The organism is Bacillus sp. MMSF_3353, assembly GCF_030733445.1.
Classification (GTDB): Bacteria; Bacillota; Bacilli; order Bacillales; family Bacillaceae_G; genus Bacillus_A; species Bacillus_A wiedmannii.
The window spans coordinates 361,761-382,370 of the sequence record NZ_JASHJA010000002.1; the positions used below are offsets into that span (position 1 = coordinate 361,761).

General features: G+C 38.3%; 27 protein-coding genes. 2 read left to right on the forward strand and 25 right to left on the reverse strand.

Features of this window, described 5'->3' with window-relative positions:
- Nucleotides 1-8: 8 nt before the first annotated feature.
- The 16 genes from atpD to RBB48_RS07185 all read right to left on the reverse strand — a co-directional run bounded on the left by atpD (nt 9) and on the right by RBB48_RS07185 (nt 12,201).
- Nucleotides 9-1,418 carry a F0F1 ATP synthase subunit beta gene (gene atpD / locus RBB48_RS07110; protein ID WP_001032603.1) on the reverse strand — a complete coding sequence of 470 codons (1,410 nt, stop codon included), beginning with the start codon at nt 1,416-1,418 and terminating at the stop codon, nt 9-11.
- 119 nt (nt 1,419-1,537) lie between these two features.
- Nucleotides 1,538-2,398, reverse strand: coding sequence for a F0F1 ATP synthase subunit gamma (atpG, locus tag RBB48_RS07115; RefSeq protein WP_000157696.1), 861 nt, complete (start codon nt 2,396-2,398; stop codon nt 1,538-1,540).
- A gap of 215 nt (nt 2,399-2,613) precedes the next feature.
- Nucleotides 2,614-4,122, reverse strand: coding sequence for a F0F1 ATP synthase subunit alpha (gene atpA / locus RBB48_RS07120; RefSeq protein ID WP_000027511.1), 1,509 nt, complete (start codon nt 4,120-4,122; stop codon nt 2,614-2,616).
- 11 nt (nt 4,123-4,133) lie between these two features.
- Nucleotides 4,134-4,676 (reverse strand): F0F1 ATP synthase subunit delta, encoded by a 543-nt coding sequence (gene atpH, locus RBB48_RS07125; protein ID WP_098349047.1) that lies wholly within the window; start codon nt 4,674-4,676, stop codon nt 4,134-4,136.
- Nucleotides 4,673-5,179, reverse strand: coding sequence for a F0F1 ATP synthase subunit B (gene atpF, locus RBB48_RS07130; protein WP_001142625.1), 507 nt, complete (start codon nt 5,177-5,179; stop codon nt 4,673-4,675). The genes atpH and atpF overlap by 4 nt, the downstream gene beginning before the upstream one ends.
- Before the next feature lie 129 nt (nt 5,180-5,308).
- The gene (atpE, locus tag RBB48_RS07135; RefSeq protein WP_000052064.1) at nt 5,309-5,527 is read right to left on the reverse strand and encodes a F0F1 ATP synthase subunit C; all 219 of its coding nucleotides are present in this window, start codon (nt 5,525-5,527) and stop codon (nt 5,309-5,311) included.
- 56 nt (nt 5,528-5,583) lie between these two features.
- Complete coding sequence (atpB, locus tag RBB48_RS07140) at nt 5,584-6,303, reverse strand: F0F1 ATP synthase subunit A (RefSeq protein ID WP_048542682.1); 720 nt, start codon at nt 6,301-6,303, stop codon at nt 5,584-5,586.
- A 7-nt stretch (nt 6,304-6,310) separates the two neighbouring features.
- Nucleotides 6,311-6,703 (reverse strand): ATP synthase subunit I, encoded by a 393-nt coding sequence (locus RBB48_RS07145; RefSeq protein ID WP_000567600.1) that lies wholly within the window; start codon nt 6,701-6,703, stop codon nt 6,311-6,313.
- Nucleotides 6,703-6,927 (reverse strand): AtpZ/AtpI family protein, encoded by a 225-nt coding sequence (locus RBB48_RS07150; RefSeq protein ID WP_001171220.1) that lies wholly within the window; start codon nt 6,925-6,927, stop codon nt 6,703-6,705. The genes RBB48_RS07145 and RBB48_RS07150 overlap by 1 nt, the downstream gene beginning before the upstream one ends.
- A 26-nt stretch (nt 6,928-6,953) precedes the next feature.
- Entirely contained in the window at nt 6,954-7,067 is a 114-nt protein-coding gene (locus RBB48_RS07155; RefSeq protein WP_048542683.1) for a DUF4024 domain-containing protein, read from the reverse strand.
- 372 nt (nt 7,068-7,439) lie between these two features.
- Nucleotides 7,440-8,069 (reverse strand): uracil phosphoribosyltransferase, encoded by a 630-nt coding sequence (gene upp / locus RBB48_RS07160; protein WP_000517539.1) that lies wholly within the window; start codon nt 8,067-8,069, stop codon nt 7,440-7,442.
- Nucleotides 8,070-8,341: 272 nt separating this feature from the next.
- Entirely contained in the window at nt 8,342-9,583 is a 1,242-nt protein-coding gene (gene glyA / locus RBB48_RS07165; RefSeq protein ID WP_000349796.1) for a serine hydroxymethyltransferase, read from the reverse strand.
- Nucleotides 9,584-9,836: 253 nt separating this feature from the next.
- Nucleotides 9,837-10,454: a TIGR01440 family protein gene (locus RBB48_RS07170; RefSeq protein ID WP_095205689.1), complete on the reverse strand. Its 618-nt coding sequence runs from the start codon at nt 10,452-10,454 to the stop codon at nt 9,837-9,839.
- A 21-nt stretch (nt 10,455-10,475) separates the two neighbouring features.
- Nucleotides 10,476-10,919 carry a ribose 5-phosphate isomerase B gene (gene rpiB / locus RBB48_RS07175; RefSeq protein WP_000869917.1) on the reverse strand — a complete coding sequence of 148 codons (444 nt, stop codon included), beginning with the start codon at nt 10,917-10,919 and terminating at the stop codon, nt 10,476-10,478.
- A gap of 96 nt (nt 10,920-11,015) precedes the next feature.
- On the reverse strand, nt 11,016-11,456 hold the full coding sequence (locus RBB48_RS07180) for a low molecular weight protein arginine phosphatase (RefSeq protein ID WP_048542685.1): 441 nt from the start codon (nt 11,454-11,456) through the stop codon (nt 11,016-11,018).
- A 247-nt stretch (nt 11,457-11,703) separates the two neighbouring features.
- Nucleotides 11,704-12,201, reverse strand: a complete 498-nt coding sequence (locus tag RBB48_RS07185) for a PTS sugar transporter subunit IIA (RefSeq protein ID WP_087985978.1) — start codon at nt 12,199-12,201, stop codon at nt 11,704-11,706.
- Nucleotides 12,202-12,589: 388 nt separating this feature from the next.
- Here RBB48_RS07185 and RBB48_RS07190 point away from each other — a divergent pair, with 388 nt between their 5' ends.
- A complete protein-coding gene (locus tag RBB48_RS07190) occupies nt 12,590-12,976 on the forward strand; it encodes a DoxX family protein (protein ID WP_087985979.1) in 387 nt (128 codons plus the stop codon).
- Between the two features lie 159 nt (nt 12,977-13,135).
- Nucleotides 13,136-13,747 (forward strand): flavin reductase family protein, encoded by a 612-nt coding sequence (locus RBB48_RS07195; RefSeq protein ID WP_073517195.1) that lies wholly within the window; start codon nt 13,136-13,138, stop codon nt 13,745-13,747.
- 267 nt (nt 13,748-14,014) lie between these two features.
- Here RBB48_RS07195 and RBB48_RS07200 read toward each other — a convergent pair whose 3' ends face one another.
- From RBB48_RS07200 to RBB48_RS07240, 9 genes are all read right to left on the reverse strand, one after another.
- Nucleotides 14,015-14,293 carry a DUF3935 domain-containing protein gene (locus tag RBB48_RS07200; RefSeq protein WP_048542692.1) on the reverse strand — a complete coding sequence of 93 codons (279 nt, stop codon included), beginning with the start codon at nt 14,291-14,293 and terminating at the stop codon, nt 14,015-14,017.
- An 81-nt stretch (nt 14,294-14,374) separates the two neighbouring features.
- The gene (locus tag RBB48_RS07205; protein ID WP_306007490.1) at nt 14,375-14,506 is read right to left on the reverse strand and encodes a hypothetical protein; all 132 of its coding nucleotides are present in this window, start codon (nt 14,504-14,506) and stop codon (nt 14,375-14,377) included.
- Nucleotides 14,507-14,525: 19 nt separating this feature from the next.
- Nucleotides 14,526-15,074, reverse strand: coding sequence for a manganese efflux pump MntP (locus tag RBB48_RS07210; protein WP_048542694.1), 549 nt, complete (start codon nt 15,072-15,074; stop codon nt 14,526-14,528).
- 74 nt (nt 15,075-15,148) lie between these two features.
- A complete protein-coding gene (locus RBB48_RS07215; RefSeq protein WP_048560279.1) occupies nt 15,149-16,192 on the reverse strand; it encodes an L-threonylcarbamoyladenylate synthase in 1,044 nt (347 codons plus the stop codon).
- A gap of 108 nt (nt 16,193-16,300) precedes the next feature.
- Nucleotides 16,301-16,759: a GNAT family N-acetyltransferase gene (locus RBB48_RS07220; protein ID WP_306007491.1), complete on the reverse strand. Its 459-nt coding sequence runs from the start codon at nt 16,757-16,759 to the stop codon at nt 16,301-16,303.
- A gap of 49 nt (nt 16,760-16,808) precedes the next feature.
- Nucleotides 16,809-17,675, reverse strand: coding sequence for a stage II sporulation protein R (gene spoIIR, locus RBB48_RS07225; RefSeq protein ID WP_097907159.1), 867 nt, complete (start codon nt 17,673-17,675; stop codon nt 16,809-16,811).
- 112 nt (nt 17,676-17,787) lie between these two features.
- The gene (gene prmC / locus RBB48_RS07230) at nt 17,788-18,639 is read right to left on the reverse strand and encodes a peptide chain release factor N(5)-glutamine methyltransferase (RefSeq protein WP_048542701.1); all 852 of its coding nucleotides are present in this window, start codon (nt 18,637-18,639) and stop codon (nt 17,788-17,790) included.
- Nucleotides 18,639-19,706 carry a peptide chain release factor 1 gene (gene prfA / locus RBB48_RS07235; protein ID WP_002096180.1) on the reverse strand — a complete coding sequence of 356 codons (1,068 nt, stop codon included), beginning with the start codon at nt 19,704-19,706 and terminating at the stop codon, nt 18,639-18,641. Before prfA ends, prmC begins: the two co-directional genes overlap by 1 nt.
- A gap of 313 nt (nt 19,707-20,019) precedes the next feature.
- On the reverse strand, nt 20,020-20,604 hold the full coding sequence (locus tag RBB48_RS07240; protein WP_000281084.1) for a thymidine kinase: 585 nt from the start codon (nt 20,602-20,604) through the stop codon (nt 20,020-20,022).
- Between the last annotated feature and the right edge of the window lie 6 nt (nt 20,605-20,610).

Below are 20,610 nucleotides of genomic sequence, written 5' to 3' on the forward strand. Positions count from 1 at the left end.
CTAAGGCCTTACGCCATCATTTTCTTCGCGTTTTCAATAACTTCTTCAATACCACCTACAAGACGGAATGCATCTTCTGGAAGGTCATCATATTTTCCTTCTAGAATTTCTTTAAATCCGCTAACTGTATTTTTTACAGGTACGTAAGAACCTTTTTGACCTGTAAACTGCTCAGCTACGTGGAAGTTTTGAGATAAGAAGAATTGAATACGACGAGCACGATGTACAACTAACTTATCTTCTTCAGATAACTCATCCATACCTAAGATAGCAATGATATCTTGAAGCTCTTTATAACGCTGTAAAGTTTGCTGTACTTGACGAGCTACTTCATAATGCTCTTCTCCTACGATTTCTGGAGAAAGTGCACGAGATGTAGATGCTAATGGATCTACGGCTGGGTAAATACCCATTTGTGTTAAACGACGCTCTAAGTTTGTTGTTGCATCTAAGTGAGCGAACGTTGTAGCTGGTGCTGGATCCGTATAGTCATCGGCTGGTACATATACCGCTTGGATAGATGTGATAGACCCTTTATTTGTAGATGTAATACGCTCTTGTAATTGACCCATTTCTGTTGCAAGTGTCGGTTGGTAACCTACCGCAGATGGCATACGACCAAGAAGGGCAGATACTTCAGAACCTGCTTGCGTGAAACGGAAGATGTTATCGATGAACAATAGTACGTCTTGTCCTTGCTCATCACGGAAATGTTCAGCCATTGTTAAACCTGTTAATGCAACACGTTGACGTGCTCCAGGTGGCTCATTCATTTGTCCGAATACCATCGCAGTTTTCTTAATTACGCCAGAATCGCTCATTTCGTGGTATAAATCGTTACCCTCACGAGTACGCTCACCTACACCAGCGAATACAGAGATACCACCGTGTTCTTGGGCGATGTTGTTAATTAATTCCTGAATTAATACAGTTTTACCTACACCGGCACCACCGAATAGACCGATCTTACCACCCTTAATGTAAGGAGCAAGTAAGTCTACTACTTTAATACCAGTTTCAAGAATTTCTACTTTAGTAGATAATTCTTCGAATGCAGGTGCTTGACGGTGAATTGGATCACGGCGTACATCGGCAGGAACCTCACCATCTAAGTCAATTGCATCACCTAATACGTTAAATACGCGACCAAGTGTTGCATCACCAACTGGTACAGAGATTGCTTTACCAGTATCTTCTACTTCTGTACCACGAACAAGTCCGTCTGTGGAAGACATTGCAACTGTACGAACTGTATCATCACCTAAATGAAGTGCAACTTCAAATGTTAAGTTAATGCTTGTTCCGTTTTCGTTGCTTTGTTTTACCGTAAGGGCGTTGTAGATTTCTGGTAGCTTTCCGCCATCAAACTTAACGTCTACAACCGGACCCATGATTTGCGTAACGCGCCCTTTATTCATCGGGTTCCCTCCTAGCTTTCTTTTAATTAGCCAACTTGCTACGAGCAGTTAGCTTTTAATTTTTTATTGGTTTATAGCTTACGCGACTCTTTTGAAAGAGTCGCCTACGCTTTTTATTACTACTCTAACGCTGCTGCTCCACCAACGATTTCCGTAATTTCTTGCGTAATCGCTGCCTGACGCGCACGGTTGAATGAAAGTGTAAGTGAATCGATAACTTCCATCGCGTTGTCTGTAGCACTCTTCATTGCTGTCATACGCGCTGCGTGTTCACTTGCTTTACCGTCTAGTAATGCACCGTACACTAAGCTTTCTGCGTATTGTGGCAATAGTACTTTTAAAATTTCTTCTTCAGAAGGTTCGAATTCATAAGCTGTCGTCGGTTTGTCAGACGCCACATCAGTAAGCGGTAAAATTTTATTTTCCGTTACTTCTTGTGAAATTTTACTTACGTAATGGTTGTAGTAAATATACAGCTCATCATAAGCACCATCTGCAAACATCGCAATTGCTCGAGAAGCAAGATCTTTAATATCAGTAAATGATGGGTGGTCAGATAGTCCAACTACTTCATCAATGATATTAAAGCCGCGACGTTTTAAATAATCACGTCCTAGTCGGCCAAGCACAATAATTGAATATTGGTTTGAATCCATATTATGACGTTCACGAATTACGTTACTTACTGTACGTAATACGTTACTGTTATAACCACCTGCTAGTCCGCGATCAGATGTAATAACGATGTACCCTGTACGCTTTACAGGACGCGCATTTAGCATCGGATGATTAATTCCTTTACTTCCTTGCGCAATGCTCGCTACTACTTCTTGAATCTTTTCCATATACGGAACGAAAGATTTAGCATTTTGCTCTGCACGGTTTAACTTAGATGCAGATACCATCTCCATTGCTTTCGTAATTTGACTCGTTTTCTTTGTCGAGTTAATCTTCGCTTTTATATCGCGTAAAGATGCCACAGGTTTTCACCACCTTTTTTCCGGAAGTTGGCACGATTAGTAAGAATTCTCTTCCTAATCTACGTTGCAAGATATTCTTGCTCATGATTGAAGGAAAAGAATAGGTGCACCTACTCTTTTCCTTTACATAACCGTCAGCAATCTCAAAACTTGAGATGCCTTTTATATATTATCTAGCTCCAGTGGCTTGAACGAGCCTCTGGAGCTTTTATTCATTACTCAGAAGCTACGAATACTTTTTTAAATCCATTAATAGCTGCTGCAAATTTGTCGTCATCCGCAAGTTTCTTAGTTGTGCGGATTTCTTCTAATAAGTCAGTCGCATTAGAATCTAACCAAGCATGGAATTCTTCTTCGAAACGAGTGATATCTACTACTGGGATATCATCTAGGAATCCACGTGTTAAAGCGTAAAGAATGATAACTTGTTTCTCTACACGTAATGGTTTGTGTAATCCTTGTTTTAATACCTCAACAGTACGAGCACCACGGTTTAGTTTCGCTTGAGTTGCTTTATCAAGGTCAGAACCGAACTGAGCGAACGCTTCTAACTCACGGTAAGATGCAAGGTCAAGACGAAGTGTACCTGATACTTTACTCATTGCTTTAATCTGAGCAGATCCACCTACACGAGATACAGAAGTACCCGCATCGATTGCTGGACGTACGCCAGAGAAGAATAGGTCAGATTGTAAGAAGATTTGTCCATCCGTAATAGAAATTACGTTTGTTGGGATGTAAGCTGATACGTCCCCTGCTTGTGTTTCGATGAAAGGTAGTGCAGTTAAAGAACCGCCGCCTCTTGCATCACTTAATTTTGCTGCACGCTCTAATAAGCGAGAATGTAAGTAGAATACATCCCCTGGATATGCTTCACGACCTGGAGGACGACGTAATAGTAATGAAAGCTCACGGTAAGCCGCTGCTTGTTTTGATAAGTCATCATATACTACTAATACGTGTTTACCATTGTACATGAACTCTTCACCCATTGTTACACCAGCATAAGCAGCTAAGTATAATAATGGAGCTGGTTGAGAAGCTGATGCAGTTACAACGATTGTGTAATCTAATGCACCGTGCTTACGTAGTGTTTCTACTACGTTACGTACAGTTGATTCTTTTTGTCCGATAGCTACATAGATACAAATCATATCTTCATCTTTTTGGTTAATGATTGTATCAAGTGCAACTGCTGTTTTACCTGTTTGACGGTCACCAATGATTAACTCACGTTGACCACGGCCAATTGGTACAAGAGCATCGATCGCTTTAATACCTGTTTGAAGTGGCTCATGAACAGATTTACGATCCATTACACCTGGTGCTGGACTTTCGATTGGACGAGTGTTTGTTGTATTGATTGGGCCTAAACCATCAACTGGTTGACCTAATGGGTTTACAACACGACCGATTAGTTCTTTTCCTACTGGTACTTGCATGATGCGACCAGTACGACGAACTTCGTCACCTTCACGAATTTCTGTGTAAGGTCCTAAAATAATGATACCTACGTTGTTTTCCTCTAAGTTTTGTGCTAGTCCCATAACGCCGTTAGAGAACTCTACAAGTTCACCAGCCATAACGTTATCAAGACCATGAGCACGCGCAATACCGTCACCAACTTGGATAACTGTACCAACATCACTAACTTCGATTTCAGACTGATAGTTCTCGATTTGTTGCTTTATCAGTGCGCTAATTTCTTCAGCTCTGATGCTCATGTGCTTCACCCCTATCTATTCTTCATTAATTCACGCTGAATACGTGCTAATTTTCCTTGTAAGCTTCCGTCGTAAATGCGATTTCCAATACGTACTTTAATGCCGCCTAGTAAATCTTCATCTACAACATTTTTTACGCGAATTGCATCTTTTCCCGTTCTCTTTGCAAATGCTTCTGCAATGTTAAGCTTCTCTTCTTCTGATAGAAGAAGAGTAGAATATACAGTTGCGTCGGCTACGTTACGTTCTTCATTAGCAAGAACAACATATTCATCTGCAATTTCAGGTAAGATATCAATGCGTTTGTTATCAATTAAAATATATAACGTATTTAAAATAGATTCAGAAACAGATCCGAATACGTTCGCAAGAAACGTTTTCTTCTGCTCTTTTGAAATGTTCGGTTGCGTTAAAAAGCTATGTAGTTCTCCGTTCTTTACATAAACGTTTTGTACAAGGCGTAATTCCTCTTCAAACATTTCTAATACGTGTTTTTCTTTTGCAATTTTAAAAAGAGCGACAGCATAACGTTTTGCTACAATCCCATTGCTCATCGCGCTTCTCCTACTTCTTTAATATAATCGCGAATTAACTTAACTTGATCTTCTTCTTTTAACTCTTTTTCAATTACTTTAGAAGCAATTTGAACAGATAAAGAAGCGACTTGTTCTTGTAAAGCAGCAATCGCTTGCTCTTTTTCGCGTTGAATTTCTTGTACAGCAGATGCTTTAATTGATTCTGCTTCTTCTTTCGCAGCAGCAACAATAACATCTTTTTGATCTACAGCTTGTTTTTTCGCTCTTTCGATTAACTCTTGTGCTTCAACACGCGATTGTTTTAACATTTCACGTTGTTCTTCTACTAATTTCTTCGCTTCAGCGTTACTTCTTTCTGCAGCGTCGATTTCATTAGTAACATGCTCTTCACGCTCTTTCATAATTCCCATTAAAGGGCCCCACGCGAATTTGCGTAGCATTACTAATAGAAGTAAGAAAATGAACAATGTATAAGCAATCGTTCCAAATGGAATGGAAGCCCCTAATAATAAAGTTGGCACAAGGATTCACTCCCTTCAAAATATCTAAATTGATCATATGAAAAAAAAAGACATACGTTTCGTTCATAAAGCAATGGCGAAGAAAGTTCGGAAAAACACTCTTCGCCATCTATGTAAGGGGAGTCTCCCTTATTTGTTCATTACGATGAATGCAATAACTACACCGATGATTGGAAGTGCCTCAACTAAAGCAACCCCGATGAACATAATTGTTTGAAGCGCGCCTTTTAATTCTGGTTGACGAGCAACACCTTCGATTGTACGTGATACGATAAGACCGTTACCAATACCTGCACCTAATGCTGATAAACCAATTGCAATTGCAGCTGCGATTACACCTAAACTCATTTAATTTGTCCTCCTTTGTATTATAAAAAAATAAATTTTTTCTTACTTAAATTATATTAATGGTCATGGCTTACTTTATGAGCCATATAAACCATCGTTAACATAACGAAAATAAATGACTGGATTGATCCAACGAATACACTGAATCCCATCCATGCTAACATTGGTACAAGCGCACCTAATGCTCCAAGGAATGATGCCCCGCCTAACTTAGCAAGTAATCCTAATAAGATCTCACCTGCATAAATGTTACCGAATAAACGAAGACCTAACGTTAATGTGTTAGCAAACTCCTCAATAACCTTTAATGGGAATAAGAATTTCATAGGTTGGAAATAACCTTTTACGTATTCTTTCGTACCCTTCATCTTAATTCCATAATAATGGGTGAGGGTAACTACCATCACGGCTAATGTTAATGTAACTGCTGGATCAGACGTTGGTGATCTCCACCATGCAATATGTTCGCCAGCCTCAACTGTTGAATACATGAATGGTAAACCAAGGAAGTTCGATACGATGATAAACATGATAAGCGTAACGCCCAGCGTTAAGAAACGTCCACCTGTTTTCCAGTCCATCGTACTATTGATAATCCCTTTCACGAAGTCAAACACCCATTCCATGAAGTTTTGCATCCCGGTTGGGCGAAGGGCTAAACTGCGAGTTCCGATAACAGCGATTAAGAAAACTATAACTGCTGCTACAGTAACCATCATAACTGATGACAAATCGAACGTTAAACCTAGAAATTTAACTAATTTACCGTGTTCCACTAGTAATTCACCTCTCTTCCCTGCTCTTATACTCTAAATAAAGAAAATCTATGATCATGACAAGGTATCCTGTCAGCAATCCTACACCTAGGCCCCACATCGCGATTAACTCTTGATATTTGGCTGCAAATAAAATTAATAATCCAATCGTGGCGAATCTCGAATATGTACTTACCGCTGTCGCCTTAAACTTCACGTTTTCTCCATTTGTTACGCGATCCAACAGCTTGTCTGTTCTACGTGCAATGATGCGCAAACTAAGAAAACTGAAAATCGTTCCGATAATCAGCCCAAGAAATACATCCTTGTAAGAGGTGAATCCCCATCCTAGCACTAGAAGCGCAAGCAAGTAGTACATATATTTCTTTTGTCTTTGGACAAGTCCATGTACGTCTATCATCATTGCTCTCCCGAATAGTAATGTCGAATGAGTCGAATCATTGCGTATATCCCTGTTCCTAATCCGAGTAATAACCCTATAATAAGAAACAATGGAAACGTTCCAACCTTACTATCAATCCACTGCCCACCAAAGATTCCAATAAGAATAGAACCGACTAACTGAGCAAGAATACCTGACATTAAAGCATAAGCTTTTATATGGCTGCGATCGTTTTTTTGCAAGGATTCATCCCTCCAATATGTAACCCTCATTCACGATGTGTTAATAATAACTCATTTTTTTGCATAAATCCTATACAAATTAAAAAGTTTACATTTTCGTCACGGAATAGATGTATTTTTGTCACTGAAAGCCCTACCATCTATCCCCGTTGTTAGCATACAATAGGGTATTAACAGTGTCAACGAGAAATCGTAAAAAATCAAAAAATTTGAGTATTAGTCATTTCCTCCCAAAAATGAAAACGTTCCCCTTCTAAATACTGGTTAGAGATATGCAATTTCTAGCAGTTTTCTCATTATAATAGAAGGAAATGTTCACAAGTTTGTCACTATTATATTTTTACGATATAACGCTTTCCTTCCATAATATAGTGCTCTTTAGACGTAAGACTTCTATATTATATGTGGTGTGTATTCAACTTATGTTGTATATACTATGTATATTTATCCCCCCTCCCCTACCTCATCATAGTACAAAAAAACGAGAGGGAAATCCCCTCTCGTCAGTTGTCTTACTTCGTTCCGAATAAACGGTCACCAGCATCACCAAGACCTGGTACTACATATCCGTGATCATTTAATTTCTCATCTAATGCTGCTACATAAATATCAACATCAGGATGTTCTTCTTGTACTACTTTTACTCCTTCTGGAGCTGCAACGATACACATTAATTTAATTTGTTTTGCACCGCGCTTTTTCAGAGAGTTAATTGCTTCAGCTGCAGAACCACCTGTTGCTAGCATCGGATCTAGTACGATAAAGTCACGTTCTTCTACATCCGTTGGAAGTTTCACATAGTATTCTACCGGTTGTAACGTTTTAGGGTCACGGTATAAACCAACGTGTCCTACTTTTGCTGCTGGAATTAATTTCAGAATTCCATCAACCATTCCTAAACCTGCACGTAAAATCGGAATTAAACCAAGCTTTTTACCAGCGATCACTTTTGTTGTCGCTTTGCTTACAGGTGTTTCAATTTCAATGTCTTTAAGTGGAAGATCGCGAGTAATTTCGAAAGCCATTAAACTTGCTACTTCGTCCACTAATTCACGAAAATCTTTCGTACCTGTATTCTTATCGCGAATATATGTAATCTTATGTTGAATTAACGGGTGATCAAATACATACAGTTTTCCCATGTGAATCTCTCCTTTAGATGATATTCATGCGTTTGCACGCTTTTTTACACTATTTACGATTGTAAAGAAAACGCTACTAATATTCAAGGGCAAATTTGGCAAAATCATGATTTTACGATGAATCTATCTAGTATCTTTACCAATTATGGGAGCTGTATCCTTCATTATATCGCCAAAATTTATTCATCATTTGTATACATACTTAAAGAACAATATATGTCCAAAAAAAAAACTGCCAAAACAATTACGTCTCAGCAGTCTTCTTTAATCTATTATAGGTCTGTGTACATTGGGAATTTGCTCGTTAACGCTTCTACACGCTTACTTGCTTCTTCTAATGCAGCTTCATTTTCATGATTTTTTAATGTGTAAGCAATAAGTGACGCAATTTCATCCATTTCTTCTAAACCGAAACCACGAGATGTTACAGCTGCCGTACCGATACGTACACCGCTTGTTACAAATGGGCTTGCTGTTTCAAATGGAATTGTATTTTTGTTCACTGTAATACCAACTTCATCTAACACGTGCTCTGCTACTTTACCTGTGATTTCTAAGTTACGAACATCAATCAGGATTAAATGATTGTCTGTTCCACCAGAAACAAGTGTAAGTCCTTCTTTTTGAAGACCTTCAGCTAAGCGATTCGCATTATTAATGATATTTTGTGCATATGTTTTAAAATCATCTTGTAGTGTCTCACCAAATGCAACAGCTTTTGCAGCGATTACGTGCATAAGTGGACCACCTTGAATACCAGGGAAGATTGATTTATCAATTTGTTTTGCAAATTGCTCTTCACATAAAATCATACCACCACGTGGACCACGTAATGTTTTATGTGTTGTCGTTGTAACGAAATGCGCGTGTGGTACTGGGTTTGGATGTAAACCAGCAGCTACTAAACCAGCGATATGTGCCATATCAACCATAAAGTATGCACCCACTTCATCTGCAATCTCACGGAATCGTTTGAAATCGATAACACGAGGATATGCACTTGCACCTGCAACGATTAATTTTGGTTTATGTTCTTTCGCTTTTGCTAATACATCATCGTAATTAATACGGTGAGATTCAGCATCCACGCCATATTCTACGAAATTATATTGTACTCCACTGAAGTTAACAGGGCTTCCGTGTGTTAAGTGACCACCATGAGATAAATTCATACCAAGTACTGTATCGCCTTGCTCTAAAATCGTAAAGTATACTGCCATGTTCGCTTGTGCACCAGAATGTGGTTGAACATTTACATGCTCTGCACCAAAAATTTCTTTCGCGCGGTCACGTGCGATATCTTCCACTACGTCTACGTGCTCACAGCCACCATAGTAACGTTTTCCAGGATATCCCTCAGCATACTTATTCGTTAAAACAGAACCTTGCGCCTCCATTACTGCTTCACTTACGAAGTTTTCCGAAGCAATTAACTCAATCTTTGAACGCTGTCTTCCTAGTTCTGCCTCAATTGCAGCAAATACCTTTTCATCTTGACGTTTTAAATGATCCACCAAAATCCCCCTTTTCTGAACGAATTACATCGATTCCCAATAGTTTTTTCTCATTTATTCAGAAAAAACGAAAATTCAGGTTGTAATTCTTTCGAACCTTCATGTTTTCAACTACATTCTAACATGACTTTCTATATCATAAAAGAAAAAAAAGACCGAAAATCGGTCTTTTCTTTCTTCTATTATAAAGTCAGACTACATACCTTTTATCTTTCGATATAAAGCTATTATGCGACTTTATAATTTTTCATGTCTAACGGCAAGTTATAGTCTCTTCCTTCGCCGCATAAACAGCACGTGCTCCACCAATTAGTTTTCCACGTGTCGTTGCCATCGTTACATGCGCACTTCCAATTTCCTTCACACCTGTACGAACCGGAACAGCTACATGCTTTAAATGCATACCAATAAATGTATCACCAATATCCATTCCTGCATCTGCTTTAATAAACTCAATTACTACCGGATCTTTCAAATTGTGATACGCATATGTTGCTAATGCACCACCTGCTGATCTAACAGGCGTAACTGTTACAATTTCAAATTGATATTTCATCGCCAACTCTCTCTCAACTACTAAAGCACGGTTTAAATGCTCGCAACATTGAAACGCCAACTCAATACCTGTTTGTTCTTGAAATTGTTTTAACTCAGAAAAAATCGCCTCTGCTACTTCCATCGTTCCTGATGTCCCAATTCTTTCTCCTAGCACTTCGCTCGTGCTACACCCCACTACAAAAATTTGTCCACTTTGTAATGAAGCTTGTTCTTGGAAATCAGCAAGCGAAATTTGTAACTGTTCTCTTACCTTTACGATTTCTGTCATTACGCCTCTTCCTTTCACAGGTTGGTTCACCAAATTATATTTCATACTACTTCTAGTTAGAATCTATTACTTTGTTTCGTATGTTTTAATTTTCCCTACGCGGTTTTCGTGACGACCACCTTCATAGTCAGTTGTTAACCAAATTTTTGCGATGTCACGTGCTAGACCTGCACCAATTACACGCTCGCCCATTGCTAACATGTTCGTATCATTATGCTCTCTCGTTGCTTTCGCACTGAAAGTATCATGAACTAATGCACAACGAATACCATTTACTTTGTTTGCTGCAATTGACATACCGATGCCTGTCCCACAAACTAAAATACCACGATCTACCTCGCCATTCGCTACCATTTCCGCTGCTGGAAACGCAAAATCAGGGTAATCAACAGAACCAGCTTCACATTCACAACCTAAATCAATATATTCAATATTTAACTCTTCTAATAAACTTACAAGTTCTTTACGGATATTCATACCGCCGTGATCAGATGCTACTACTACTTTCATTTTTACCCCTCCAAAGTTTCAATCAATTATCTTCATTTCTCACTCGTTACCTTAACGGAACGAAGTAATCTCCAATATCGTATTATACACGAAACATCAACCTTCTGAATGTTTTTTCAGTAAAGTTTGTACAAGTTTTTCCATCTCTTCTAACGTTTCTTTATAAATAGAAAGTGAACCGCCAAATGGATCTGAAATATCCTTACTTATCCCCTCAGTTACTCCATATAATGTATCCACTTTCTTTTCAACACTCGGATAATGCCCAAGTACAATTTGCTTATGGTTTTCCGTCATTGTTACTACAATATCTGCCCAATCAATCAAAGCTTCATTTATCTGTTGCGAAGCATGATCGATTGTAATTCCCTTTTCAGCTAAAGCTTCCTTTGCATATATCGACGCATCACTTCCAGGATAGGCGAAAACACCAGCAGATTGCACTTCAAACTTCCCTTCTCCATGATGACGAAGTAACGCCTCAGCCATCGGGCTACGGCATGTATTTCCAGTGCAAATAAATAACACTCGTTCCATCCAAACCCACCCCTTTTCTTCTTTTTCCTATCTTTCATCATAACGTACATAAGAATAGAACAAAAGAAATGTGAATATACGAAAGGCGCATTTCTCTTATATTTTTTCTAAGAAAAATGCGCCTTATCCACATATATGTGAAACCCTATTTCCAAGTGCCTAGAGTATTTTAACATACATAGCAAGCGTACTACAAAACAAAAGAAGGAATCCATTTCATATGAAACGGATTCCTCTTATACAATAATTATTTCATTGTAACTTTCATTACTTCTGTTGAACCTTTTGTAGCTGTTACGCCTACAGTTGTTTTAATAGACTCAGCTGCATCTGTGTTTGTAATAACGATTGGAGTAATTGTACTTTTCGCTTTTTCACGGATTAATTCTAAGTCGAATGAGATTAATTTATCTCCAGCTTTTACAGCTTGGCCTTCAGAAACGTGAGCTTCGAAACCTTCGCCTTCCATTTTTACAGTTTCTAATCCAACGTGGATTAAAATTTCTGTACCGTTTTTCGCTTTAATTCCTACAGCATGTTTTGTGTGGAATAATTGTACGATTTCACCATCAACTGGAGATACAACTAGACCTTCAGTAGGATCGATTGCAACACCTTCACCCATCATACGACCAGCGAATACTGGATCTGGTACTTCTTCAATATTTTTCACTGCTCCAGTTAATGGAGCTACGATTGTTTCTTCATTTGTTTTTGAACCAAAACCGAATAATTTTTTAAACATAGGATAGTCCTCCTCATAATTTACCTAAAAGTTTATAGGGCAATCCCTAGTAAAACTCGGGATACATGTAAGACTTCATACTTCGAATATTATACTGTAAAAACGCTTTCGAAATAAATTACGTCATTACTAATAGACTCTTATTGTAGCTCTTTGCAAAATTCCAGTCAATTCTGATTGTCTGAATAACAATAAGAAGTTAACTTCTACTTATATTTTCTCTTTTTTTACCCAACTTGTCTAGAGGTCTTTACTACATTTTGCTTTTTGTCGCTAATTTGTAAAATTATTTTCAAACTTTTTTCGAAATCCACTTGACTAAAGTAAGTAACTATCTTATTATTACTTACATAAGATAAGTTAATAACTTTTAGGAGGTTTTTTTGAAATGATGGATATCGGTCTTCTTATTATTCGTCTTATTATAGGTATTACATTCATGGGTCATGGTGCTCAAAAACTATTTGGTTGGTTCGGCGGTTACGGTTTAAAAGGAACAGGCGGCTGGATGGAGTCAATCGGTTTACGTCCTGGTGTATTCATGGCATTTATGGCTGGCGCAACTGAATTATTAGGTGGCTTCTTATTCGCATCAGGTATTTTCACTGCAATTGGTTCATTATTTATCGTTGGAACAATGTTAATGGCAATCTTCACTGTTCACGGAAAAAATGGTTACTGGGTAACACAAAACGGATATGAATACAATTTAATGTTAATCGCTGTTGCTGTCGGAGTAGCTTTAATCGGACCTGGGGCATACGTTTTATTATAATTTTTATCTTGAATTCGAGATTATTTAGACGGAACTTACTTCAATCACAATGAAGTAAGTTCTTTTTATGTAATAAAAATATTATTTTCAGCAGGAGTTTTCCACTAACATCTTGTAAACAAACAATAAGTCGTCATATTTAGAAAGGGGATTTTACGCATGTTATCCATTAATCCAAATGAACAAACGGAAAAAGAGAATTACAAATTATTAACGGGAAGTATCATTCCACGCCCTGTCGCATTCGTTACTTCTGTAACAAAAGACGGCGTATTAAACGGAGCACCGTATAGCTATTTCAATATTGTCGCTGCTAATCCACCACTTATCTCAGTTTCTGTACAACGAAAAGCAGGAACACCGAAAGATACTTCTCGAAACGCAATCGAAAAGGGTGAGTTTGTCGTACATATTTCTGATGAATCTTACGTAGAAGCAATTAACGAAACAGCGGCTAACCTCCCGCCAAATGAAAGCGAAATTGAACTAGCAAAACTAACACCAATTGAAAGTGATGTTATCTCCGTTCCAGGTGTAAAAGAAGCAAATATTCGAATGGAGTGCGTACTAGAACGCGCAATCCCTCTTGGCGGAACAGAAGACTCACCAGCTTGCGATCTACTAATCGGACGCGTCGTTCGTTTCCACGTCGCAGAACACCTATACGAAAACGGCCGCATTCATGCAGAAGGACTAAAACCAGTAAGCCGTCTAGCAGGACACAACTACGCAAAACTAGGAGAACAATTTGAATTGGTAAGGCCTATCTAAAAGTGGAAGTGGCCCGCTTAGCTCTGACCAGCTAAGGTTCTCTCGCACAAAAGGTGCTTTTTACCTTTCGTGCGGGAGGTTCTTAGATGCGAAGAGCTAGTCGCTGGAACCGGATATATCTAAAAGCGGAGGCGGCTCGTTCAGAATCGCAGGGCATTGGAGCTCTCGACCTTGAAGTGCTTTTTGCTTCGAGCGAGAGAGCGAATGTAACTCAATTACTTCCATCACTCAAACATAAAATCCCCTGCTATTTAGCAAGGGATTTTATCATTGTAATTCTTCCTTTTTTTCCTCTAAAGTAGATACTTTCTCTTTTTTCGGTTTCCCAAGCTTAATTACTAAGAAATATAGGGAAAGCAATGTAATAAGAAAAACGATTATAAACGGATACGGAGAATAAAAGGCACGCGCTGCCTCCGTTTTTCCCGCAACAAACTTCAATGACTCAATATCTAAAAACTCAGCAAACATTTGTACACCGAGCATACTAAACCAAAAAACAAAAAAACTAATAATAATACCAAAAACTTGCTTCAATCTCGTCATTCATCTCATCCTTTCTATATCTATAATTTTTTAGCGCAATCAGTATAGTATAAATAAAACTATGCACAGAAAGGAGCTATCTTACCATTCGCGAATTAACTTCATCCAACCTAAAATTGAACTTTGCAAAATAATACCCCAAATAACAAGCCGTATTAACCACCTAGGGAAAAAAGTTAAAAATCGAATATACCATTCCAATAATTTATTCATAACTCCCTCCTATTTAAAATTATATAGGAAAAAGGAGATATAATCCAAATCCAACGAGAATGATACCACCTACTATCTCGCCATATGTGCCGAGCATATCTTTTGCATGTCTACCAATTAATAAACCAATCCACGCTAATAACATACTAACAAATCCAAAAAGTAATATCGTAATAATTGTCTGCGCCCCGTAAATACCAAGACTAAGGCCTACTGAAAAACTATCTATACTAACGCCAAATGCAAATACGAATAAACTAATTCCAATAGGGGCCGTTCTAGTCTCTTCATTCTCCAAAATAGATGAATACACAATATAGAATCCTAGTCCAATTAATAAAATAGCACCTGCAAAATGTGCAATGTCTCCATACTGTTCTGATAAAAAACGACCTAATACCATCCCTATAAATGGCATGATAATATGAAATATCCCTATAGTCATACCGATATACAGGATTTGTCTTAACTTTAAGGTCATCATCCCCATACCAAGACTCACCGAGAACGCATCCATCCCTAAAGCGAATGCCATAATTATTAAAGGTATTAGCTGTTCAAACGTCATTCATGTCCCTCCTCGGACGTGCTACTTCAAAATATGCTTATCCGAGGAGAAATATTCGGTTTGCTAATCGTACCTTACGATTCAGTAATAACCTGATGGCCTGCCGCTTTCGTTAAGCGATTCATAATGGCATTCCCTATTCCTTCATTCGGGAATGATTCACTAAAAATAACATCCACTTCACTTGCATCAAACGTTCTAAGTACATCATATAATTTAGTCGCAACGCTAGCTAAATCGCTTCGAACACCACAAGATAATACAACATCCGCGCTATATACATGCTGATATTCTTCCGTCGTTAATACACCTACTTTAAATCCTTCTTCCTTTTTCTTATCCACAATAAGCTGAATAAATTCACGTGAGCCCTCAACAATACTAAGCGGCGCTTTCGGTGCATAATGTGTATATTTCATTCCAGGTGATTTCGGTTTTTCCTTCTCGTCCTTTAAAGCCGGATCTAAAGAAACAGTACCGATTACCGCTTCTAATTGTTCTTTCGTAATCCCACCTGGGCGTAATATCGTTGGAACCTCGCTCGTACAATCAATTACAGTCGATTCAACACCTACTCCCGTCGCACCACCATCTACAATACCTGCAATTTTCTCATTTAAATCTTCATATACGTGAGAAGCTAGTGTCGGACTTGGGCGCCCAGAGCGATTCGCACTCGGTGCTGCAACAGGCACATTTGCCTCTTCAATAAGAGCAAGCGCTACTGGATGATCAGGCATTCTTACTCCAACCGTATTAAGTCCTGCCGTCACCTTCTCTGAAATCCCTTCTTTTCTAGGTAAAATAATTGTTAACGGGCCTGGCCAAAAATGCTCCATTAACTTCTCTGCAACTGGCGGGATTTCTTTCACAATCCCATCTAACTGTGATTTTGTACCGATGTGGACAATAAGTGGATTATCACTCGGTCTTCCTTTCGCTTCAAAAATTTTCGCGATTGCTTCATCATTCATCGCGTTTGCACCTAGTCCATATACCGTTTCTGTAGGGAAGGCAATCGCCTCATTTTCCCTTAATAATTTTGCTGCTTCTTGTAACTGTGGATAATATTTTTTTCTTTCCACAACATTATCCACAACCCACATATTTGTATGCATTTTTTCCCACGTCCTTTTCTACCCTGAAATACTTGTCTATTTTTAGTTTACTATGAGATTTATCCAAAAGACAAACAAGGTTTATCCACAAAATGTGGATAAACCTAATTAATCCGTGGATAACTTTGTGAATAGCTGACAATTTAGTATTATTGCATTTGGCTCTTTTATATTTTTACAAAAGTGTTCTAACTGTCGAATTCCCTCTGGTACGTTTTCTTTCCCTATAGTAACAAAGTCAAAAAACTGAAAGATTGTTATAGATTGTGGATGATTTGTTAGTAAGTACAATTGTCGAATATTTTTTTCGTTCATATACTGCAAAAACATTTCAAAAAAATATAAGAAAGTCTGTTTATCCACATTAGGTGTGAATAAACAAGAACGAATCAGTGCGTGTTCTTCACTTTGTTCATATCCGATGACAGCCCGTATTTCTTCCGCCTCTTCCAAAATCATAAATTGCGCGTACAACTCATTTATTTTATCATCTTTTTTATTAGCTTGTCCGAAAAAAAAATGCAATCTTTCCACATCTGCTTTCTTAGCAAAATATACTTTCTTCATAGTAAATCCCTCCTCTTTGTTATATATGAGAAGGGACCTACTAATAGTACTATTTAGAGAATAAAGATGTAAAAGCTTCTACAATAAATAACTTAACTTCTGGCTTTTCTTCTTCCTCCTCTACTTTTACATACTCATTTTGTTTTTCTTGCTTTTGTTCCACAGGTTTCTCCACTTTTTCCACAGTTTTTGTTTCTTCTTTACTTACAGGTTGTTCTTCTACTTTTGTTTCATTTTTTACTACTTTCTTTTCAGAAGCTGTTACTTTTTTTGTGACTTCCTGCTTTACAGCTTTCTTTTCTTTCACCTCATCCTCTTTTTTCTCTTCTGTATTTACTACTTCTTCATCATCTATTTGTTTTACTTGCTCCTCTTCAGGAGATTCAGCCTTCACAACATGTTCTTCTTTCCTTACAGCTGTACCACTTGAAAAATCTAAGAAACACATCGGTGGAAATAATACACACCACCAGTTTGCCCCTTCCCCTTCCCCAATTGTAATCAATACCGCCTCATATTCCCCTGCTGGATAAATAAAATTACCATATACCTTTGTAGGGAACTTTACATTCTTACTAAATTTCACTTGAAATGAATCTTTACTTCCTTCTTTTTTCAACGTATTTGCCACTGTTTTTTCGATTTCTGGAATATGACTTTGAATGACTTTACGTGCCTCTTCAAATGAAGTTAAATCTGCTACCCATCCATCAATTTGTGCTTTTACTTCATCACGCACTTTGCGCTTTAACGCCTGATCTTTATCTGAATCACTATTTGCTAAAATCCGTAATCGAACGGCCTCTTTCGGAATAACTGAAGGCCCTTTCGCATCAGCTTTCATATATCCAAACTGCACAAGCAACTGTGCACCAATTAATAATAGAAGAAGATAAGCAATAACTTGTTTTTTCATTTCCTCCACCGTCCCTTCTACAAACAGTGTGGACAGACTTTCATCTTTCTAAACTATTAAATTCAAAATCTATATAAATTTTTCCACAAAAAAATAGAGTAAGGTGTGAACCTTACTCCATCTCTGCAAATACCATACGATCTTTTCCATTAATATCAAAAACAACCTCAACATGAGCATGTGGAAAAGCTTGTTGTAACAACCCTTTTACATCCTCACCTTGCCCTACTCCAATTTCAAATGCCACAATTGCTTTCTTCTGCAACACATTCGGCAACTCTTCCATAAAACGGCGATAGAAATCTAATCCGTCTTCACCGCCAACAAGTGCTCTCTTTGGCTCATGCTCTTTCACCACAGGAGAAAGGCCACGCCAATCCTCTTCCGGTATATATGGAGGGTTTGAAACAACAACATCTAACTTTTGACCTGTTTTATAAAATGGTGACAATAAATCACCATGATAGAACGTTACTTCTGCGCCCAAAGTTTTTGCATTTTCTTTTGCAACTTCAATCGACTCTTGTGCAATATCTACCGTATACACATGAAGATTTTTATTTTCTAAAGCAAGCGTAATAGAAATCGCTCCACTACCTGTACCAATGTCCGCCACATGTAGTTTCTCATCGCCAAAATGACGCTCGATTCTTTCTAACACTCCCACTATAAGCTCTTCTGTTTCCGGTCTGGGTATTAATACTTCTTCATTCACAAAGAACGACCGTCCATAAAACATTTCATAACCAATCATATATTGAATAGGAATACCTTCTACATGCTTGTGAATAAACTCCGTAAAACTCGTTTCTTGTTCCACAGTTATTTCTTCACGCATATTCATGAGCATTCCGGTTCTGTTCGTCTTTAATACATGACAAAGGACAAGTTCTCCCGCATTTTCATCTCGTCCATTTTCCTGTAAAAAAGAAGAAGCCCATTTCAGGGCTTCATAGACACGCATTACTCAGCTGCCTCCATCTTTTGAGCCTGATCTTCCATCACTAAGGCATTGATGAAATCATCTAACTTACCTTGTAAGATTTGATCTAGCTTTTGAATCGTTAAACCGATTCGATGGTCTGTAACGCGGTTTTGCGGGAAATTATACGTACGAATACGCTCTGAACGATCACCCGTACCAACAGCTTGTTTACGGTTTTGATCATACTCAGCTTGCGCTTCTTGTCTAAACTTATCATAAACACGTGCGCGTAATACTTTCATCGCTTTTTCTTTATTCTTGATTTGTGATTTCTCATCCTGACACGAGACAACTACACCAGTCGGTAAATGCGTTAAACGTACCGCTGACATCGTTGTATTAACACTTTGTCCACCAGGACCACTAGAAGCAAACGTATCAACACGAACATCTTTTTCATGAATACTAATTTCTACTTCTTCTGCCTCTGGTAATACAGCTACAGTTGCTGTAGATGTATGAATACGTCCACCAGATTCCGTTTCAGGAACACGTTGTACACGGTGAGCACCATTCTCGAATTTCAGCTTCGCGAACGCACCTTTACCGTTAATCATAAAGATAATCTCTTTATATCCACCTAACTCTGTATAGCTCGCTTCGATAATTTCAGTTTTCCAACCTTGTACCTCAGCATAACGGCTATACATACGATATAAATCACCAGCAAATAAAGCAGCCTCGTCACCACCAGCAGCACCACGAACCTCAACGATAACGTTTTTATCATCATTAGGGTCTTTTGGAACAAGTAAAATTTTCAGACGCTCTGACAATTCTTTATCTTGCCCTTCTAATTCAGAAACCTCTTCTTTTACCATGTCACGCATATCAGCGTCTAACTTATCTTCTAACATTGCTTTTGCATCTCTTAATTGCTCACGAACATCTTTATACTCACGGTACACCTCTACCGTTTCCTGCATATCAGATTGTTCCTTTGAATACTCACGAAGCTTATTCGTATCGCTAATAACCTCTGGATCACTTAACAATTCATTTAACTTCTCATAACGATCTTCTACAGCCTGCAAACGATCTAACACACCATTCACCTCTACATCCTAGTATCTAATACAAATAGTATATGGTACTTAATCAAAAAAACGCAAATTATATTTAAAAGCGTAAGCGGCTCGCTCAGAATCGCAGGACATTGGAACTCTCGACCTTGAAGCGCTCTTTGCTTCGAGCGAGAGAGTCAAATGTCCTGCGATTCTAGCCGCTGGAGCTAGATAATATTTAAAAGCGCAAGCGGCTTGCTCAGCTCTGACTGCTAAAGTTCTTAGCTGTACGAAGAGCCGGCCACCAATCTTCATCTATTTTCGAAAAAAACCCGCTCTACATAGCGAGTTTCATTTATCTTTGTTTTGTAGGTACTGCATGACAATGACGACAACGTGGTTCATACGATTCTGAAGCCCCAACTAAAATAATTGGATCATCAAATGCCGCTGGTTCTCCATCGATTAAACGTTGCGTACGACTTGCAGGAGATCCGCATGCAGAACACACTGCCTGCAACTTAGTTACATGTTCAGCAATCGCCATCAGCTGAGGAACTTGTCCAAATGGTAGACCACGGAAATCTTGGTCTAATCCAGCTACAATGACACGATAGCCACGATTTGCCAATACTTGCACCACTTCCACAATGTCCCCATCAAAAAATTGTACCTCATCGATTGCAATAACATCCATTTCTTCTGCTACATGGTTAAATATATCTTTTGAAGCTGAAACAGGAACTGCTTTAACCTTTAATCCATTATGTGATACAACATCTTCTTCACTATAACGATTATCAATACATGGTTTAAATACAATCGCATGTTGTTTCGCAAATTGCGTACGTCGTATACGGCGGATGAGCTCTTCTGATTTTCCAGAAAACATACTCCCGCAAATCACTTCAATCCAACCATTTTGATTCATTAAGTACATTGAGCT

Bases quoted from the DNA above. Each gene is read 5' to 3' on its own strand.
- RBB48_RS07145 (WP_000567600.1), bottom strand. From the start codon at position 6,703: ATGATAGACGTACATGGACTTGTCCAAAGACAAAAGAAATATATGTAC.
- RBB48_RS07240 (WP_000281084.1), bottom strand. From the start codon at position 20,604: ATGTACTTAATGAATCAAAATGGTTGGATTGAAGTGATTTGCGGGAGT.
- RBB48_RS07170 (WP_095205689.1), bottom strand. From the start codon at position 10,454: ATGAAATATAATTTGGTGAACCAACCTGTGAAAGGAAGAGGCGTAATG.
- prmC (WP_048542701.1), bottom strand. From the start codon at position 18,639: ATGCGTGTCTATGAAGCCCTGAAATGGGCTTCTTCTTTTTTACAGGAA.
- atpA (WP_000027511.1), bottom strand. From the start codon at position 4,122: ATGAGCATCAGAGCTGAAGAAATTAGCGCACTGATAAAGCAACAAATC.
- RBB48_RS07210 (WP_048542694.1), bottom strand. From the start codon at position 15,074: ATGACGTTTGAACAGCTAATACCTTTAATAATTATGGCATTCGCTTTA.
- upp (WP_000517539.1), bottom strand. From the start codon at position 8,069: ATGGGAAAACTGTATGTATTTGATCACCCGTTAATTCAACATAAGATT.
- RBB48_RS07215 (WP_048560279.1), bottom strand. From the start codon at position 16,192: ATGCATACAAATATGTGGGTTGTGGATAATGTTGTGGAAAGAAAAAAA.
- RBB48_RS07205 (WP_306007490.1), bottom strand. From the start codon at position 14,506: ATGAATAAATTATTGGAATGGTATATTCGATTTTTAACTTTTTTCCCT.
- RBB48_RS07155 (WP_048542683.1), bottom strand. From the start codon at position 7,067: ATGGTAGGGCTTTCAGTGACAAAAATACATCTATTCCGTGACGAAAAT.
- RBB48_RS07220 (WP_306007491.1), bottom strand. From the start codon at position 16,759: ATGAAGAAAGTATATTTTGCTAAGAAAGCAGATGTGGAAAGATTGCAT.
- rpiB (WP_000869917.1), bottom strand. From the start codon at position 10,919: ATGAAAGTAGTAGTAGCATCTGATCACGGCGGTATGAATATCCGTAAA.
- RBB48_RS07195 (WP_073517195.1), top strand. From the start codon at position 13,136: ATGTTATCCATTAATCCAAATGAACAAACGGAAAAAGAGAATTACAAA.
- RBB48_RS07185 (WP_087985978.1), bottom strand. From the start codon at position 12,201: ATGTTTAAAAAATTATTCGGTTTTGGTTCAAAAACAAATGAAGAAACA.
- RBB48_RS07180 (WP_048542685.1), bottom strand. From the start codon at position 11,456: ATGGAACGAGTGTTATTTATTTGCACTGGAAATACATGCCGTAGCCCG.
- atpD (WP_001032603.1), bottom strand. From the start codon at position 1,418: ATGAATAAAGGGCGCGTTACGCAAATCATGGGTCCGGTTGTAGACGTT.
- spoIIR (WP_097907159.1), bottom strand. From the start codon at position 17,675: ATGAAAAAACAAGTTATTGCTTATCTTCTTCTATTATTAATTGGTGCA.
- RBB48_RS07200 (WP_048542692.1), bottom strand. From the start codon at position 14,293: ATGACGAGATTGAAGCAAGTTTTTGGTATTATTATTAGTTTTTTTGTT.
- RBB48_RS07190 (WP_087985979.1), top strand. From the start codon at position 12,590: ATGATGGATATCGGTCTTCTTATTATTCGTCTTATTATAGGTATTACA.
- atpH (WP_098349047.1), bottom strand. From the start codon at position 4,676: ATGAGCAATGGGATTGTAGCAAAACGTTATGCTGTCGCTCTTTTTAAA.
- atpE (WP_000052064.1), bottom strand. From the start codon at position 5,527: ATGAGTTTAGGTGTAATCGCAGCTGCAATTGCAATTGGTTTATCAGCA.